This window comes from Streptomyces sp. NPDC001480, assembly GCF_042894725.1.
GTDB lineage: Bacteria > Actinomycetota > Actinomycetes > Streptomycetales > Streptomycetaceae > Streptomyces.
The window spans coordinates 15,069-32,031 of sequence record NZ_JBIAVX010000025.1; the positions used below are offsets into that span (position 1 = coordinate 15,069).

Consider the following 16,963-nt stretch of genomic DNA (forward strand, 5'->3'; position numbering starts at 1 on the left):
CTGCGGCTATGAGTCTCTCTTCGATAACGTCTGAGTGATCTTTCGGTGGAGAGTGGAACGTTGGGACGGGGGACGTGCGTTCCTGTTGACGTAGCCGTAGATGTAGCCGAGTGGACGTCAGTGCGTCAGCGCAGCGGAAGCGGATCTACGAAACCACGGGGGTGGGTAGGAGCGGCGCACGCGAGGTGCGCCCGGAGAACGACGAAGGGGCCGCAGCACCATGGCTGTACTCGCCGATTCCGGATCGAACCCCGACGTCGACCTGCTGTACGACATCAACGGACTGGCCAAGGACGCCCCCGGGTGGGTCGACCGGGTGATGGAGTTCGTGGGTGAGTACGGGCTGCTGCTCGCCATGGTGCTGCTGGTGGTGTGGTGCTGGTGGTCCGTGCGCCGGCGCTCCGCCGACGGGGACGAGGCGGCCGCCTCCGTCGCCGGGCTCGTGTGGGCGCCGTTGGCCGCCGGGATCGCCGTGCTGGTGAACGTGCCCATCCGGGGATTCGTGGAGCGGCCCCGCCCCTTCGTCGATCGCCAGGGGCTGGACGTTCTCGTCTCCGGGAAGAACGACTACTCGTTCGTCAGTGATCACGCGACGCTGACCATGGCCATGGCGGTCGGACTGTTCGTCGCCAACCGGAGGTTCGGGGTCGCCGGGATCGGGCTCGCACTGTTCGAGGGGTTCTGCCGGGTGTACATGGGCGTGCACTATCCGACCGACGTGGTCGGCGGGTTCGCGCTCGGGACCGCGGTGGCGCTGTTGCTGTCGCCGCCGGCGATGGCTCTGCTCACGCCGGTGATGAAGGCGGTGGAGCGGTCGCCTCGGGCTGGGTGGGTCGTCCGGCGGCGCTCGTCCGAGGGCGGGTCCGGGGAGGCGCTGGTTCCCGGTGCGCGCAAGTCCGTGGCCTCGGAGGAGAAGGATCTCGCCGCGTAGGGCGCCGCGCCGCCCGGGGTTCCGCGAGGCCCGCCGCCGCGGCGGCGGGCCCACGTCCGGAGCCTGCGCCTACAGCCCCTGCGGGTAGCTGAAGAACCTCTCCGGGTCGTACTGCTTCTTCACCTGGGTCAGCCGCGTGGCCGCGTCACCGTAGTACGCCTTGCGCCAGTTGGTGAGGGTCGGGTCGGTGTAGTTCTGGTAGGCCGCGCCGGAGGCGTAGGGCTTCATGGCGTCGTGGGCCGACGTGAGCCAGGACTGGGCCGTCGTGCCGGAACTGCCCGAGCCCCAGGACGCGATGTACTGGGCCAGCATCCGGGAGCGGCGGTGCACGAAGGCCGTGGCGGTGGGCGAGACGCGGTTGACGGCGCCGCCGAGGGCCGTGAGGTCGATGCTGCCCGCGCCGCCCCGCACCGACGTCAGCTGGGCCAGCAGCTTCTGGATGCCGGCCGCAGAGAGGGAGCGGTCGAAGAAGTCGGAGCGGGCGGCGTACGTCTCGCGGCCCAGGGCGCCCTGCGGGGAGCGGCCCGGGGTCGAGCCGGGGAGGTGGCACTGGGCGTCGGTGGAGAACCGGGTGCAGTTGGCGTATCCCTCCATCGCCTCCTCGTAGCCCCGGCGGCGCAGGGAGACGCTGGTGGCGCCCGCGCCCACCTTGTCGGCCAGGCGGTCGACCGCGTTCTTGAGCTCGCCGTAGGTGCCCATGGAGAAGGCGGCCACGGCGACCGTGGGGGTGCGGCCGGGGGAGCCCGACAGGTGCAGGGACGACCAGATCTCGTCGGGCTGGCTCGGGCCCCACTCCTGCCAGGCCTTGACCACCGCGGCGGCCTTCGCCCAGGGCCAGGTCAGGTAACCGGTGACGGCCTGGGGGGCGGGGTGGGTCTTGAAGTGGAGTTCGGTGACGACGCCGAAGTTGCCGTTGCCGGCGCCGCGCAGGGCCCAGAAGAGGTCCTTGTTGGTGGTGGCGTCGGCGGTGACCTGCTTGCCGTCCGCCGTGATCAGGGTGGCCCGGGTGAGGCTGTCGCAGGTCAGTCCGTACGCCCGGGAGGCCACGCCGTGGCCGCCGCCGAGCACCAGGCCGGAGACGCCGACGGTGGGGCAGGAACCGGCGGGGATCGTCACGCCCTTGGCGCCGAGCGCGCGGTAGACGTCGATCAGCTTGGAGCCGGCGCCGACGACGGCCTCCTGACCGCTGACCCGGATCCGGTTGAGCTTGGAGACGTCGACTATGAGGCGGTTGTCGCCGGAGGACCAGCCCGCGTAGGAGTGGCCGCCGTTGCGTATCGACACGCGTATGCCGTGCGCGTGGGCGTAGGCCAGCGTCGTCCGGATGTCGTCGGCGTGGGCGATGTAGGCGACCGCGGCGGGTTTCAGGCCGTCGAAGCGGGTGTTGTACAGCTGGTGGGCGGTCTTCCAGGCGGCGTCGCCGGGACGGACCAGCGTGCCGTCGAGGTCGCGGGCGAGGGCCGCCCAGTTCGCGGCGACGGCCGCGTTGGTGGTCTTCATCGGCGTACGGGAGGATGCTGACGTCAGCGCCCGCGTCGACGTGTCCGCTGTGCCCGTCGCGTGCTTCGCGCCTCCGGCGGCCGTGCCCCCGCTCCCCTTGCAGCCGGCCACCGCGACCGCGGCCACCGCGGCCGCTCCGCCTGAGATGAACCTGCGCCGTTCCATGCTGTGCCTTTCGTCGGCTCCCCTGGAACGAGACGGTGCGTCGGGGCCAAAGGTTCCACGCTACGTAACCCGGCGGTCGGAACCCATGTGTGGCCTCCCCGTAAGCATTCCGTGACCTCACCGGGCCGACGGCAGGGGTTCACCCCTCGTTCACTTCCGGCCATCGGCGGCTTCACCTGTTCTGCCTAATTTCGGCCTTACCCGGTGCGGAGTGCGGCCTTGAGGACGTGCTGTCGCATCACACGACCTCGCACGCCGCCGACGGTGGCGGCTCCTGGAAGGAACTCCCGAAAGTGAAGCTTCAGCGCAAGAACCGGCTTCGCGCCCTTTCCCTCGGTGCAGTGGCCGTCTCCGGCGCCCTGGCCCTGACGGCGTGCGGCTCCGACGACACGGGCAAGAAGACGGGCAGCGACTCCTCGGCGTCGACGAGCGCCAGCTCGATCAAGTGCGACAACGCCAAGGGTCAGCTCCTCGCCGACGGCTCCTCCGCGCAGAAGAACGCGATCGACGCGTGGGTGAAGAACTTCTCCCAGGCCTGCGGCGTGCAGATCAACTACAAGGGCGGCGGCTCCGGTGCCGGTGTCACCGCGTTCACGCAGGGTCAGGTCGCCTTCGCCGGCTCCGACTCCGCGCTGAAGGACGACGAGGTCAAGGCCTCCAAGAACGTCTGCAAGGGCGGCCAGGGCATCGACCTGCCGATGGTCGGCGGCCCGATCGCGGTCGGTTACAACGTCCCGGGTGCCGACAACCTGGTGCTGGACGCCCCGACCCTCGCCAAGATCTTCGACAGCAAGATCACCAACTGGAACGACGCGGCGATCAAGAAGCTGAACCCCTCCGCGAAGCTTCCGAACCTGAAGATCCAGGCGTTCCACCGCTCCGACGAGTCGGGTACGACGGACAACTTCACCAAGTACCTGATCGCCACCACCCCGGACAACTGGAAGTACTCCGGCGGCAAGGCCTGGCAGGCCAAGGGCGGTCAGTCCGCTCCGCAGTCCGCGGGTGTGGCCCAGCAGGTGAAGCAGACCTCCGGCGCCATCGGCTACTTCGAGCTGTCCTACGTCTCGGACGGCCTCAAGGCCGTCTCCATCGACACGGGCGCCAGCAAGCCGGTCGCCCCGTCCACCGAGTCCGCCACCGCCGACATCGCCGCCGCCAAGGTCGTCGGCACCGGCAAGGACCTGTCGCTCCAGCTCGACTACAAGACCAAGGCCGAGGGCGCCTACCCGCTCACCCTGGTCACGTACGAGATCGTCTGCGACAAGGGCAACAAGGCGGACACCCTGCCCGCCACCAAGGCGTTCCTCCGCTACATCGCCAGCGAGGACGGCCAGAAGATCCTGTCCGGGATCAGCTACGCCCCCGTCCCCGACGCGATCATCTCCAAGGTCCGCACCACCATCGAGGGCCTGAGCTGACCTGGGTGCGGTCCGGCCCCGGTTCGGGGCCGGACCGCACCGTCCGGTGCACCGCCGCCAGGAGCCGCGCGCCCGTCCTCGGGTGAACGGCTCCACCGAGCCGCCCACCCGCAAGCGGCTCCGCAGACCGGAGAACCCGATGGACATAACGACGCAGACAACCGACGCGCCTCCCCCTGTACCCGAGCCGACCGTGGCCGAGCAGAAGCGCAACGCCCGTGGCGCGACCCGCCCCGGTGACCGCATCTTCCTCGGCCTGTCCCGTGGCTCGGGCATCCTGCTGCTGGTGGTCATGGCCGCGATCGCGGTCTTCCTCACCTACCGCGCCTCCCTCGCGATCAGCAAGGACCACGGCAACTTCCTGACCACCTTCGAGTGGAACACCAACCTCCAGCCGCCCTCCTTCGGCATCGCGGTCCTCGCCTTCGGCACGATCGTCTCCTCGATCATCGCCATGGCCATCGCGGTCCCGATCGCGGTCGCCATCGCGCTCTTCATCACGCACTACGCGCCGCGCAGGCTGGCCGGCACCGTCGCGTACGTGATCGACCTGCTCGCCGCTGTGCCGTCCATCGTGTACGGCCTGTGGGGCGCGCTCATCCTCGTACCGCACATGACCGGCCTCTACGGCTGGCTCGACAAGTACTTCGGCTGGACCGGCATCCTCTCCTGGGAGGGCGGCGCCCCCCGGTCGATGCTCACCGTCGGCGTCCTGCTCGCGATCATGATCCTGCCGATCATCACCAACGTGAGTCGTGAGGTCTTCCGGCAGGTCCCGCGGATGCACGAGGAGGCCGCGCTGGCCCTCGGTGCCACCCGCTGGGAGGTCGTCCGCATGTCGGTGCTGCCCTTCGGCCGCTCCGGTGTGATCTCGGCCTCGATGCTCGGCCTCGGCCGCGCGCTCGGCGAGACGATGGCCGTCGCCACCGTGCTCTCCCCGACCTTCGACATCCAGACCAGCCTGCTCGACCCGGGTGGCGGCACCTTCGCCCAGAACATCGCCAGCAAGTTCAGCGAGGCGACGCAGGACGGCCGTGACGCGCTGATCGCCTCCGGTCTGGTCCTGTTCGTCATCACCCTGCTGGTCAACGGTGCGGCCCGGGCGATCATCGCCCGCCGCAAGGAGTACTCGGGGGCCAACGCATGAGCACCGCCAGCCTCGCCGACAAGCGCCCCAGCACGCTGCGCGGCGCCAGCCTCCCGAAGTGGTCCCCGTGGGCCATCGCCGCCGGATCCCTCGTGGTCGGCGTCGGCATCGGCCTCGCCGCCGGCCTGGACAGCAAGGTCCAGTGGGGCCTGATCGCCGCGATCGTCTTCGTCCTCGGCACGTTCGGCATCGCCGCCCGCGTCGAGGGCCGCCGCCAGGCCAAGGACCGCGTCGCGACCTCCCTCGTCTGGGTCGCCTTCCTGCTCGCCGTGATGCCGCTGGTCTCCCTGATCTGGGTGACCGTGGCGCGCGGCGTGAAGGTCCTCGACGTCTACTTCCTGACCCACTCCATGGGCGTCGTCGCCGACTCCGAGCCGGGCGGCGGCATCTACGCCGCCATCATCGGCAGCCTGGAGCAGGTCGGTCTCGCCACCCTGATCGGCGCGCCGATCGGCATCCTCACCGCGATCTACCTCGTCGAGTACGGGCGGGGCAGGCTCGCGCAGGCCGTCACGTTCTTCGTCGACGTGATGACCGGTATCCCGTCGATCGTCGCGGGTCTGTTCATCCTCAGCCTGATGCTGATCTTCGACATGCAGCCCTTCGGCTTCGCCGGCTCGCTGGCCCTCGCCATCCTGATGATGCCGGTCGTGGTCCGTTCCACCGAGGAGATGCTCAAGCTCGTACCGAACGAGCTGCGCGAGGCGTCCCTGGCGCTGGGTGTGCCCAAGTGGCGCACGATCCTGAAGGTGGTCCTGCCGACCTCGATCGGCGGCATCACCACCGGCGTCATGCTCGCCATCGCCCGTATCGCGGGAGAGACCGCGCCGGTGCTGCTGCTGGTGTTCGGCAACCCGTTCATCAACAACAACCCCTTCGAGGGTGCGCAGTCGTCGCTGCCGCTGTACATCTACCAGCAGTACTCGCAGAGCGCTGGTGCCAACGCGGCGTACGACCGCGCGTGGGCGGCGTCCCTCACGCTGATCGCCTTCGTGATGATCCTCAACCTGGTGGCCCGGGGCATTGCCCGCTGGAAGGCCCCGAAGACCGGTCGCTGACGCGACCTCTCGGCGACCGAAGAGTCTGGAAGTGAAGTAGTTATGTCCAAGCGAATCGACGTGAGCGGACTCACCGCCTACTACGGCTCCCACAAGGCGATCGACGACATCTCGATGACGGTCGAGCCGCGCTCGGTGACGGCGTTCATCGGGCCGTCGGGCTGTGGCAAGTCGACGTTCCTGCGCACCCTGAACCGCATGCACGAGGTCACGCCCGGTGGGCGGGTCGAGGGCAAGGTCATGCTCGACGACGAGGACCTGTACGGGTCCGGGATCGACCCGGTGTCGGTACGGCGTGAGGTCGGCATGGTGTTCCAGCGGCCGAACCCGTTCCCCACGATGTCGATCTTCGACAACGTGGCGGCCGGGCTGCGGCTGAACGGCAGCTACAAGAAGAGCGAGCTCGGGGACATCGTCGAGAAGTCGCTCAAGGGCGCGAACCTCTGGAACGAGGTCAAGGACCGGCTGAACAAGCCGGGGTCCGGGCTGTCCGGTGGTCAGCAGCAGCGGCTGTGCATCGCGCGGGCGATCGCCGTGGAGCCGAAGGTGCTGCTGATGGACGAGCCGTGCTCGGCGCTGGACCCGATCTCCACGCTGGCCATCGAGGACCTGATCGGTGAGCTGAAGGAACGGTTCACGATCGTCATCGTGACGCACAACATGCAGCAGGCGGCGCGTGTGTCCGACCGTACGGCGTTCTTCAACCTCGCGGCGGTGGGGCAGCCGGGGAAGCTGATCGAGATCGACGACACGGAGCGGATCTTCTCCAACCCGTCGGTGCAGGCGACCGAGGACTACATCTCCGGCCGCTTCGGCTGAGCCGGCCGACGGTCTGCCGAGACCCCTCGCGGTGCTGCATGGCGGTGCCACCGCGGGGATGTGAGGGCCCGCCCCTGGCTCCCGGGGGCGGGCCCATCGCCTTCCCGGCGTGGGGGCGGCCTCTCGTGTCGCCCGGGGTTCGCGCGCCCGCCGGGTATCCGTCCCGCCCTGGGGCTCCGCCCCAGACCCCGCCCGTTTCCCACCCACCCACCCGTGCGGGTCAGCTGGAAGGTCGCCCCACCCTGGGGCTCCGCCCCAGACCCCGGCGGGGACTGCGTCCCCTGCACCCCTGTGGGCTGCGGCTCGGGTCCTGGCGGGGCTGCGGGCTGCGCCCCGGCCTCGGCGGGATTGCGTCTCGGAGTCCGGCGGGGGTGCGGGGGCGCAGCCCCCGGTGGGGTCGAAGGGGCGGGGCCCCTGGGGACGGGGCGACCCCCTGTAGGCAAGCGCCCCGCCCGGCCGGAGGCCCCTCGTGGGGGGAGCGGGCCTACAGGAACGCCAGGTTCACGACTCCGAAGGCCGCCGCCGCCACCAGGGCGGCTGCCGGCATGGTGATGAACCAGCCGAGGACGATGTTCTTGGCGACGCCCCAGCGGACGGCGTTGACACGCTTGGTGGCGCCTACGCCCATGATGGCGGAGGTGATGACGTGGGTCGTGGAGATCGGCGCCTTGTAGAGGAACGCCGTGGCGAACATGATCGACGCGCCGGTGGTCTCGGCGGCGAAGCCCTGGGGCGGGTCGAGTTCGATGATCTTCCGGCCGAGGGTGCGCATGATGCGCCAGCCGCCGGCGTAGGTACCGAGGGAGAGCATCACGGCGCAGACGAGCTTGACCCACACCGGGATCGGGTCGCCGAAGGTCTCGTGGCCGGAGATGACCAGGGCGAGCACCACCACGCCCATGGTCTTCTGGGCGTCCTGGAGGCCGTGGCCCAGGGCCATGCCGGCCGCCGACACCGTCTGCGCTATGCGGAAGCCGCGCTTGGCCTTGTGCGGGTTGGAGCGGCGGAACGCCCACAGGATCACGGTCATGACCAGGTAGCCGACGATCAGGCCGACCACCGGGGACAGGAACATCGGGATGATGATCTTGTTGAGCACGCCGTTCCAGTGGACCGCCGTGCCACCCGCGATCGCCGCGCCGACCATGCCGCCGAACAGGGCGTGGGAGGACGACGAGGGCAGGCCGAAGTACCAGGTGACCAGGTTCCAGACGATCGCGCCGACCAGCGCGGCGAAGAGGATCGCCATGCCCGTGGAGCCCGAAGGCGTCTCGATCAGGCCCTCGCTGACGGTCTTGGCGACGCCCGAGCCCAGGAAGGCGCCGGCCAGGTTCATCACCGCCGCCATCGCCAGCGCTGCGCGTGGCGTCAGGGCCCGGGTCGACACCGACGTCGCGATCGCGTTCGCCGAGTCGTGGAATCCGTTCGTGTAAGTGAAGAAGAGCGCGACCGCGATGGTCACGACCAGTGCCAAGGTGTCCATGAAGAGGTCAGGACTCCTTGACGGCGATGGTCTCCACCGTGTTCGCCACGTGCTCGAAGGCGTCCGCCGCCTCCTCCAGCACATCCACGATCTGCTTGAGCTTGAGCACCTCGATCGCGTCGTACTTGCCGTTGAAGAGGTGCGCGAGGAGCTTTCTGTGGATCTGGTCGGCCTGGTTCTCGAGGCGGTTGACCTCGATCCAGTACTCGGTGAGGTTGTCCATCGTGCGGAGGTTCGGCATGGCCTCCGCCGTCAGCTCCGCCGCCCTCGCCAGGACCTCGATCTGCTGCTCGACGCCCTTGGGCAGTTCCTCGACGTTGTAGAGGACGACCAGGTCGACGGCCTCCTCCATGAAGTCCATGATGTCGTCGAGGGACGACGCGAGGGAGTAGATGTCCTCGCGGTCGAAGGGCGTGATGAACGAGGAGTTCAGCTGGTGGAAGATCGCGTGCGTGGCGTCGTCACCTGCGTGTTCCGCGGCCCGCATACGCTCTGCGATCTCGGCCCGGGCGGAGGTGTCCGCCCCGAGCAGTTCCATCAGGAGTTTCGAGCCGGTGACGATGTTGTCCGCGGAAGCGGCGAACATGTCGTAGAAGCTCGTCTCCCTGGGGGTCAGACGAAAGCGCACTTGGGGTCCTCGGGGTGCTTCGGTTTCGGTCAGGCTGATGCTAGGCGCATCATCCGGCCACGGCTAATGGGCCGTCCCCCAGTGTCACCCATCAGTCAAACCGATCATCACGGGGGCGTACCAAGACCCGTATACCCAGCAAAGTTGGCTACCATATACCCTGTAGGGGTATCTGTCCGGAGCTGTTCCGGAGTTGGTCCGGAGCCCGCAGTGACTGGAGGGGCGCGATGACGACGACCGAGGCCGGAGCCACGGCGCCCTCCGAGGCGAGCGGCACCACGCACGGGTACCACAAGCAGAAGGACGAGCACCTCAAGCGGCTGCGCCGGATCGAGGGCCAGATCCGGGGCCTCCAGCGCATGGTCGACGAGGACACCTACTGCATCGACATACTCACGCAGGTGTCCGCCTCCACCAAGGCGCTCCAGTCCTTCGCGCTGCAACTCCTGGAGGAGCACCTGCGCCACTGCGTCGCGGACGCGGCCGTCAAGGGCGGGACGGAGATCGACGCCAAGGTGGAGGAGGCCACGAAGGCGATCGGCCGCCTGCTGCGCACCTGAGCGCCCCGCAGGTCAGCTGTCCCGTTCCTCCGCCACGCGCAGCACCTCGTCGATGCTCTCCAGGCTGAGCCTTTCCTCGGCGGCGGACGCCGCGATGATCAGCTCTCCGCACAGCTCGATCTCGGCGAGGGCCACGTGGTCCTGAACTGCCGTACCGCCGACCGGAGCCACGCGCATCACCTCTTCTCTGCCGTTACCGACTTCCTAGAGTAGGCAGGGCTCTACACACCGCGCATGGCACGGACGGGCTAGTTCACGGGCCGCCGCGCTGACTAGTGCCCCGGGTCGCCGGCCGGTTCGCCGGGTGGCTGGTTCTCGGCGATCCGGCCCGCGTAGATGTCCTTCGGCAGCGGCAGCCGGACGTCCGCCGGGGTGCCGAAGCCGTACAGCAGTGTCGTGGAGGCCACCGCCACGCCGGCCTTCCGGCGGCCGTTGACAAATGAGAAGCTCTGCTTGAGTTTACGGATGCGGCCCTCGTCGTCGAGGTAGGCGTCGAAGGGGACCTCGGCCGTGGCGAACCCCTTCGCCGCCGCGGCCAGCGCCTCCCGGTTGCCCGCCGAGGCGTCGCGCGCCGCCCTGACCAGGTCGGCGGTGCCGCGGAAGTGCCGCACCTCGATGCCGTCGAGCTCGGTACGCCCCACGTACGTCGCCGTCCGCGTCCCGCGCAGCAACTCCGCGGCGGCGTACGGGTCCGTCGCCCCGCCCGTGACCAGGTTGCCGTCGGAGAGGGTCGCGCTGTCCACCCGTACCCATTTGTCGGCGGGCACCCCCGCGCCGCGGTTCTTCATGAACAGGGCGCCGGGGGCGAGGAGTTCGGTGATCGGGCGGTGCTCGGCCTGCCCGGCCGGGTCCTGCGGGAGCTGCACGGTGAGCCGGCCCAGCTGTCTGCGGAAGTCGTAGACGCCCTCGCCCCGGATGGTGACCCGGGTGCCGCCGGTGGCCATCTCCATCGAGGTGGTGGCCTGTGAACTGCCTGCCTCGCGCAGGGCGTCGGCGGCGCGGTGCAGCGTGGTGACCGGGTCGTCCGCGCCGCGCCCGTCCTCCGCGGCGGCGCCGCTGAAGGAGCAGCCCGTGACCCCGAGGCCCAGACCGGCCGCGATCCCCACCGCGAGTCCCGCCCTGCCGGCCGTCCCGCCCCGCCTGTACTGCCGCCGATCCATAGCCTGCCTACCCCCAGCCGGTACGTCCGTCACGGGCCCCCTGTCTTTCCGGTTAACGACGAGTAGGGGGCGGCCGTCACGCGCGGGCAGGGCTTGGACGGGGGCGGACGTACGCTTTGCTTCGGGTGGGTAACGTTGTCTGTGTGGCGCAGCAGGAGGGTCCCGAACGGACCCGGCACGGGCAGGAACACCTCACGACGACGAACGAACAGGGCCGCTTCTGCGTGGCCCGGTGCACCTGCGGCTGGCGCGGTCCCGCCCGCCGGGCCCGCAGCCAGGCGAGAGCGGACGCGGAGGGGCATGCGACGGCGGGCTGACGGGCCCGGTCACCCCTACGAGTCGTCACACCGGCGAGTCGCAGACCAGCGCGTCGACGAGGTCCCGGTCGCGGGGCTGGGTCAGGCGGGCCCGGGCCGGCCCGGGCGCCAGCCACAGGATGCGGTCCACCTCGTCGTTGGGCGTGAAGTCGCCGGCGACGGCCTCGGCAGCCCAGTAACGGACCTCCTTGGGGCGGCCGTTGGCGTAGTAGCACACCGTGGGCAGCTCGGCGCCGGGCTCGGCGGTGTAGCCGGTCTCCTCCGCCACCTCCCGCAGGGCGCCCGGCAGTGCCTCCTCGCCGCGCTTGAGCTTGCCCTTCGGGTGGGACCAGTCGTCGTACTTGGGCCGGTGGACGAGGCAGACCTCCAGGCCGCCGTCCACCGGTGAGCGGCGCCACAGTACGCAGCCCGCGGCCTGTACGGGGGTGTCCTTCGCGGTCGTCACCGGTGCTTCACCGCCTCGCGTCGAAGAGTCAGGGGGCAGGAGAGCCAGGGGCAGGAGGGACAGCGGCAGGGGTCAGGGGGTGGTGACCGTCTGCTTCTGCCAGCACTGCTGGAACGCGAACCGTGACGCCTCCACCTCGTGACGCTGGTCGGCGTGGAGCACGCCGAGGGCGTACGCCGTCGCCGGGGCGATGCGCGGGGTGCGGGCCGCCTGTGCCGCCGCCGCGGCGGCCTCCGAGGCGTCCCGGTGCCGGTTCAGGGCCTGGCCGGCCGTGAGCAGGCGCAGGTCGACGGGGCCGCCCTGGCCGTGCAGCACCTCGCGGGCGTAGCGGTGCAGGCGCAGCAGCAGGCGGACCTGGTGCCAGGGGCCGTCCTGGGGGTGGGAGGACGGGTCCGGGGAGAGGCCGTGGATGAGGGCCTCCGCGTTGTAGGGGTGGCCCGCGGTGACCAGGGGGAGCGCGGTGATCGCGTCGGTGAGGCGTTCCTCGGCGGCGTCCGCCAGGGGGTGCAGTGCGGTGGAGGTGGCGGCGGCGGTGAGGGGGACCTCGCTGGCCAGTACGGCGACCTTGTCGGCGACGGCGTGGAAGCGGGAGGAGCCCAGGGCCTGGAGGGCCGTGGAGTGGGCGCGGGTCCGGGCGAGGGTGAGCTGGCGGTCCAGCAGGGCGCCCGCCTTCGCCGCACCGACGGTCAGGTTGCCGTTCGGGGGCGTCGCCTTCAGCGGGGCGGGCGCCGCCCCGTCGGTGGGGCCGCCCACGGCCGCGCCGACCGGCTGGGCGGGCACCGTCGCCGACCCCGACAGCCGGTGCAGCGCCAGCAGCAGCCGCTCCAGCCGCCCCTCGTACGCGTGCTCCATCCCCAACGTGCCCGACAGCCAAGCCAGTTCGGGCCGGATCTCCTCCGACCAGGCGGTGTCGAGCAGGGGGCGGAAGGTGTGCAGGCTGCCGCTGATACGGCGGGCCGAGCGGCGCAGGGCGCGTGCCGCGTCGACGGACTCCTCCGCGCCGTTCGAGCCGCCCCCGGTCTCCCGGTGCAGCCGCAGCGCGCGGAGGAACTCCGTGGCCTGGGCGCGCAGGTAGCCCGCGAGGGTTTCCCCGGTCACCGCCCCGGCCGTGGGGTCCGTCGGGTCAAGGTGTTGCTGTGCCACGCCGGCGCCTCCGGGCGTCTATGAGCATCTCCTGGACGTTGCGCAGGGGTTGGCCGTCCCCGTCGGTCGCGTGCCGCACCCATTCGCCGTCCGGGCCCAGGTGCCAGGAGGTGGTGGTGTCGGACATGCCGGTGTCGAGCAGCCGGTTGATCGCGGACCGGTGGGCGGGGTCGGTGACCCGGACGAGGGCCTCTATCCGGCGGTCGAGGTTGCGGTGCATCATGTCGGCGCTGCCTATCCACACCTCGGGCTCGCCGCCGTTGCCGAAGATGAACACGCGGGAGTGTTCGAGGAAGCGGCCGAGGACGGACCGGACGCGGATGTTGTCCGACAGGCCGGGGACGCCGGGCCGCAGCGCGCAGATGCCGCGCACCCACACGTCCACCGGTACGCCCGCCTGGGACGCGCGGTACAGGGCGTCGATGACCGCCTCGTCCACCATCGAGTTGACCTTGATGCGGACGAACGCCGGACGCCCGGCACGGTGGTGCTGGACCTCCTTGTCGATCCGTGAGACCAGGCCGTCGCGCAGGGACTTGGGGGCCACCAGCAGCCGGCGGTAGGTCTCCCGGCGAGAGTAGCCGGAGAGGCGGTTGAACAGGTCGGAGAGGTCCGCGCCGACCTGCGGGTCGGCGGTGAGCAGACCGAGGTCCTCGTACAGCCGGGCCGTCTTCGGGTGGTAGTTGCCCGTGCCCACGTGGCTGTAGCGGCGGAGCGTCTCGCCCTCCTGGCGCACCACCAGGGACAGCTTGCAGTGGGTCTTCAGGCCGACGAGCCCGTACACGACGTGGCAGCCGGCCTCCTCCAGCTTCTTCGCCCACTTGATGTTGGCGTGCTCGTCGAAGCGGGCCTTGATCTCGACAAGGACGAGGACCTGCTTGCCCGCCTCCGCGGCGTCGATGAGCGCGTCGACGATCGGGGAGTCGCCGGAGGTCCGGTACAGGGTCTGCTTGATCGCGAGGACGTCCGGGTCGGCCGCCGCCTGCTCGATGAAGGCCTGTACGGACGTCGAGAAGGAGTCGTACGGGTGGTGCAGGAGCACGTCCCGCTGCCGCAGGGCCGCGAAGATGTCCGGCGCCGACGCGGACTCGACCTCGGCGAGGTCACGGTTGGTGCCGGCGATGAACTTCGGGTACTTGAGCTCGGGCCGGTCCAGGGAGGCGATGCGGAAGAGGCCGGTGAGGTCCAGGGGGCCCGGGAGCGGGTACACCTCGGCCTCGCTGATCTTCAGCTCGCGCACCAGCAGGTCGAGGACCTCGCGGTCGATGGACTCCTCGACCTCCAGGCGCACCGGCGGCCCGAAGCGGCGCCGCATGAGCTCCTTCTCCAGGGCCTGGAGGAGGTTCTCGGCGTCGTCCTCCTCGACCTCGAGGTCCTCGTTCCGGGTGAGCCGGAAGGCGTGGTGCTCGAGGACCTCCATGCCCGGGAAGAGCTCCTCCAGGTGGGCCGCGATGACGTCCTCCAGCGGGACGTACCGGCCCGGGGCGGCCTCCAGGAAGCGGGACAGCAGCGGCGGCACCTTCACGCGGGCGAAGTGCTTGTGGCCGCTGACCGGGTTGCGTACGACCACGGCCAGGTTCAGGGACAGGCCGGAGATGTACGGGAAGGGGTGTGCCGGGTCCACGGCCAGGGGGGTCAGGACCGGGAAGATCTGGTGCCGGAAGAGCGTGAACAGGCGGGCCTGCTCCTTCTCCGTCAGCTCGTTCCAGCGGACCAGGTGGATGCCCTCCTCCGCGAGCGCGGGGGCGACGTCCTCGTGGTAGCAGGCGGCGTGCCGGGCCATCAGCTCGCGGGAGCGGGCCCAGATCATCTCCAGTACCTCACGGGGCTGGAGTCCGGAGGCCGAGCGGGTGGCGACGCCCGTCGCGATACGGCGCTTCAGTCCGGCGACCCGGACCATGAAGAACTCGTCCAGGTTGCTGGCGAAGATCGCCAGGAAGTTCGCCCGTTCGAGGAGGGGCGTGTTCGGGTCCTCGGCGAGTTCGAGGACCCGCTCGTTGAACGCGAGCCAGCTGCGTTCCCGGTCGAGGAATCGACCCTGCGGCAGCTGTACCCCGTCAACCTGCGATTCCTCGTACGCGTCGAGGTCGGCATCGATGTCGGGTTCCAGGTCGGAGACCACGGCCGCCACGGTGTGCGGGCGGTGCGCGGCTATGGAGCCCACGGAGGGCTGCGCGTGCTGGACCTGTGCCTGGGTGTCTGGCTGGCTCATGACCCCATTGTTCCGCGTCAGGAGCGATACGGGCGCGTCGGAACGTGCGGGTGGGAGCTTCAGGACCCCGTTCCCCGCGGACCCCTCGGGGGGTGGCGAAGGCTCTGGCACGGCGGGCTTCATTGGCTGAGCGTCGCAAGGTCGTCTGAATCGATGGTTACGGAGACATGACGTGCGGGATATCTGGGGGCGGCTCCGGGGCGTTCGGGGCGGTGCGGTGCTCGCGAGGGCGCGGTGCGGCGGACGCGAAAGTGACGATCCCGTACGTCCTTCCCCCCGTGGGAGGACGTACGGGATCGTCGGTCCCCCACGCGGTGCGCCGGCGCAGCACCGTGCAGGCCGCCGTGGTCGCGGCGGCAGCCAGGGTGAGGACGATGCCGGTCTCCGCCAGGTGGAGGGGCCAGTCATGGGACTCCGGGTGGTAGACGGCGAAATCGCCGTCGGCGTTCCGGCCCCGGTTCACCGGCCGGCGTCGGCGGGAGCACGGGCCGCTTCGGTGACGTAGAGGTCACCGTCGGTCACAGGTCCGCGGGTAGCGCTCCAGCACGAAGTGCAGCAGCCACATCGCGGCGAACGCGGTGCCGAGGGCGGCCAGGACGCGGCGCGGCAGCAGCGCGGCGAGCGTCCGAACGCGAGGGCGCACAGGCCGTACGCCACCACGAGGCTCCCGGCCGATCAGCGCGCCGCCCACTTCTCCATTCGGCGCGCAGGGGTGAGTCGACGGGCGGCGCCCGGAGAACGCCGTACGAAGGTCCCGAGCCCCCGCCTGGCCTCCACCAGCCCCTCGCGTTCCAGCTCGCGGTACGCCTTCAGGACGATGTTCGGACCTGCCTCGTCTGCTGGACGATCTGGACGCAGGTGGCCACGCCGCTGTGCCGGAGGGGGCGACGTCAAGATCGCCGCCCCTACGGCCCCTGTGCCCCGTAGTACAGGTACATCAGGTCTCGGTGCGGTACATCAGATCCGTCTCGTACGTCGTGAACCCCAGCCGCTCGTACACCGACACCGCCGCCTTGTTGTCCGCGTCGACGTACAGCATCGCCGTCGGCAGCCCCTGGGCCGCCAGATGCCGCAGGCCCACCGTGGTGAGCGCCTTGCCCAGGCCGCCGCCCTGCCTGCCGGGGGCCACGCCGAGGACGTACACCTCGCCGAGCTGCTCGGCCGCGTGCACCTTCGTCCAGTGGAAGCCGACGAGCTCGCCCGCCCGCTCGGCCAGGAAGAAGCCGTCCGGGTCGAACCACGGCTGGGACTTGCGGTCGTCGAGGTCGCGCTGGGTAAGGGAGCCCTGCTCGGGGTGGTGGGCGAAGGAGGCGGCGTTGACCGCCAGCCAGGCCGCGTCGTCGGCACCCGGCACGAAGGCGCGTACCGTCACGCCCTCCGGCAGCACCGGGTCGGACAGGTCCAGATCGGCCAACGACCGCCGCAACTGGCGCAGTTCGCGGAACAGGGTCAGGCCGAGCACCTGCGCGAGGTGCCGGGCCGCGGAGTGCCCGCCGTGCGCCCACACCCGCAGCCGCTTGCCCGAGGCCGCCAGCAGGGCGGAGCCCAGCGCCCGGCCGTGCCCGTGCCCGCGGTGGGCCGGGTGGACGACGAGTTCGGCGGCCGGCGCCTCCACCGGGTCGGTGTCCTCCAGCTGGGCGTAGCCGACGAGTTCGTCGCCGGCGAGCAGCAGCAGATGCGATACGCCCTCGCGGGCGCCGCCCGAGAGTTGCAGCCGCCCCTGCTCGGACACCGGCTGCTGTCCGTCGACGCGGGCGGCCTCCGCGAGCAGCCCGAGCACGGCCTCGGCCTGGTCCGGGGAGAGCGCGGAGTAGGTCTCGATGGAACGGGTGCGTGCGGGCCGTACGGTGTCGTCGCTGGTCATGCGTATGAGGGTACGGGGCGGCCCCGGGCCGGTGGCGAAAAGGGAAACGGTAAAGAAATCGGCAAAGGGAAACCAGGATGTAACCATCAACACCCTGTTGCGCTACGCGC

17 protein-coding genes are annotated in these 16,963 nt (G+C 70.5%); 7 read left to right on the forward strand and 10 right to left on the reverse strand.

What is annotated here, in order from left to right:
• Window positions 1-220: 220 nt before the first annotated feature.
• Window positions 221-931 carry a phosphatase PAP2 family protein gene (locus tag ACFY01_RS40715; RefSeq protein WP_390740834.1) on the forward strand — a complete coding sequence of 237 codons (711 nt, stop codon included), beginning with the start codon at window positions 221-223 and terminating at the stop codon, window positions 929-931.
• Between the two features lie 69 nt (window positions 932-1,000).
• Here ACFY01_RS40715 and ACFY01_RS40720 read toward each other — a convergent pair whose 3' ends face one another.
• Complete coding sequence (locus ACFY01_RS40720) at window positions 1,001-2,596, reverse strand: FAD-binding oxidoreductase (RefSeq protein WP_390740835.1); 1,596 nt, start codon at window positions 2,594-2,596, stop codon at window positions 1,001-1,003.
• 293 nt (window positions 2,597-2,889) lie between these two features.
• Here ACFY01_RS40720 and pstS point away from each other — a divergent pair, with 293 nt between their 5' ends.
• The 4 genes from pstS to pstB all read left to right on the forward strand — a co-directional run bounded on the left by pstS (window position 2,890) and on the right by pstB (window position 7,041).
• Window positions 2,890-4,017: a phosphate ABC transporter substrate-binding protein PstS gene (pstS, locus tag ACFY01_RS40725; protein WP_390740913.1), complete on the forward strand. Its 1,128-nt coding sequence runs from the start codon at window positions 2,890-2,892 to the stop codon at window positions 4,015-4,017.
• 139 nt (window positions 4,018-4,156) lie between these two features.
• The gene (pstC, locus tag ACFY01_RS40730) at window positions 4,157-5,164 is read left to right on the forward strand and encodes a phosphate ABC transporter permease subunit PstC (protein WP_390740914.1); all 1,008 of its coding nucleotides are present in this window, start codon (window positions 4,157-4,159) and stop codon (window positions 5,162-5,164) included.
• Window positions 5,161-6,222: a phosphate ABC transporter permease PstA gene (pstA, locus tag ACFY01_RS40735; RefSeq protein ID WP_390740836.1), complete on the forward strand. Its 1,062-nt coding sequence runs from the start codon at window positions 5,161-5,163 to the stop codon at window positions 6,220-6,222. Before pstC ends, pstA begins: the two co-directional genes overlap by 4 nt.
• 42 nt (window positions 6,223-6,264) lie before the next feature.
• Window positions 6,265-7,041 carry a phosphate ABC transporter ATP-binding protein PstB gene (gene pstB, locus ACFY01_RS40740; RefSeq protein ID WP_390740837.1) on the forward strand — a complete coding sequence of 259 codons (777 nt, stop codon included), beginning with the start codon at window positions 6,265-6,267 and terminating at the stop codon, window positions 7,039-7,041.
• A 484-nt stretch (window positions 7,042-7,525) separates the two neighbouring features.
• On the opposite strand, the gene ACFY01_RS40745 is transcribed toward pstB, so the two are convergent.
• Window positions 7,526-8,524, reverse strand: a complete 999-nt coding sequence (locus tag ACFY01_RS40745) for an anion permease (protein WP_390740838.1) — start codon at window positions 8,522-8,524, stop codon at window positions 7,526-7,528.
• A 7-nt stretch (window positions 8,525-8,531) separates the two neighbouring features.
• Window positions 8,532-9,152, reverse strand: a complete 621-nt coding sequence (locus ACFY01_RS40750) for a DUF47 domain-containing protein (protein WP_188289463.1) — start codon at window positions 9,150-9,152, stop codon at window positions 8,532-8,534.
• A gap of 227 nt (window positions 9,153-9,379) precedes the next feature.
• Between ACFY01_RS40750 and ACFY01_RS40755 the strand changes: the two genes are divergently transcribed.
• Window positions 9,380-9,712: a metal-sensitive transcriptional regulator gene (locus tag ACFY01_RS40755; protein WP_390740839.1), complete on the forward strand. Its 333-nt coding sequence runs from the start codon at window positions 9,380-9,382 to the stop codon at window positions 9,710-9,712.
• Between the two features lie 12 nt (window positions 9,713-9,724).
• Here ACFY01_RS40755 and ACFY01_RS40760 read toward each other — a convergent pair whose 3' ends face one another.
• Window positions 9,725-9,889, reverse strand: coding sequence for a hypothetical protein (locus ACFY01_RS40760; RefSeq protein ID WP_390740840.1), 165 nt, complete (start codon window positions 9,887-9,889; stop codon window positions 9,725-9,727).
• A gap of 95 nt (window positions 9,890-9,984) precedes the next feature.
• On the reverse strand, window positions 9,985-10,872 hold the full coding sequence (locus ACFY01_RS40765) for a hypothetical protein (RefSeq protein ID WP_390740841.1): 888 nt from the start codon (window positions 10,870-10,872) through the stop codon (window positions 9,985-9,987).
• Window positions 10,873-11,015: 143 nt separating this feature from the next.
• On the opposite strand from ACFY01_RS40765, the gene ACFY01_RS40770 reads away from it, so the two are divergent.
• Window positions 11,016-11,189 (forward strand): hypothetical protein, encoded by a 174-nt coding sequence (locus ACFY01_RS40770; protein ID WP_390740842.1) that lies wholly within the window; start codon window positions 11,016-11,018, stop codon window positions 11,187-11,189.
• Between the two features lie 25 nt (window positions 11,190-11,214).
• On the opposite strand, the gene ACFY01_RS40775 is transcribed toward ACFY01_RS40770, so the two are convergent.
• The 5 genes from ACFY01_RS40775 to mshD form a co-directional block, all read right to left on the reverse strand.
• Window positions 11,215-11,634 (reverse strand): NUDIX hydrolase, encoded by a 420-nt coding sequence (locus ACFY01_RS40775; RefSeq protein WP_390740843.1) that lies wholly within the window; start codon window positions 11,632-11,634, stop codon window positions 11,215-11,217.
• A gap of 72 nt (window positions 11,635-11,706) precedes the next feature.
• Window positions 11,707-12,777: a CHAD domain-containing protein gene (locus ACFY01_RS40780; protein WP_390740844.1), complete on the reverse strand. Its 1,071-nt coding sequence runs from the start codon at window positions 12,775-12,777 to the stop codon at window positions 11,707-11,709.
• A complete protein-coding gene (locus tag ACFY01_RS40785) occupies window positions 12,758-15,112 on the reverse strand; it encodes an RNA degradosome polyphosphate kinase (protein WP_390740845.1) in 2,355 nt (784 codons plus the stop codon). The genes ACFY01_RS40780 and ACFY01_RS40785 overlap by 20 nt, the downstream gene beginning before the upstream one ends.
• Window positions 15,113-15,497: 385 nt before the next feature.
• Entirely contained in the window at window positions 15,498-15,632 is a 135-nt protein-coding gene (locus ACFY01_RS40790) for a hypothetical protein (RefSeq protein ID WP_390740846.1), read from the reverse strand.
• 294 nt (window positions 15,633-15,926) lie between these two features.
• A complete protein-coding gene (gene mshD / locus ACFY01_RS40795; RefSeq protein WP_390740847.1) occupies window positions 15,927-16,853 on the reverse strand; it encodes a mycothiol synthase in 927 nt (308 codons plus the stop codon).
• Window positions 16,854-16,963: the final 110 nt, after the last annotated feature.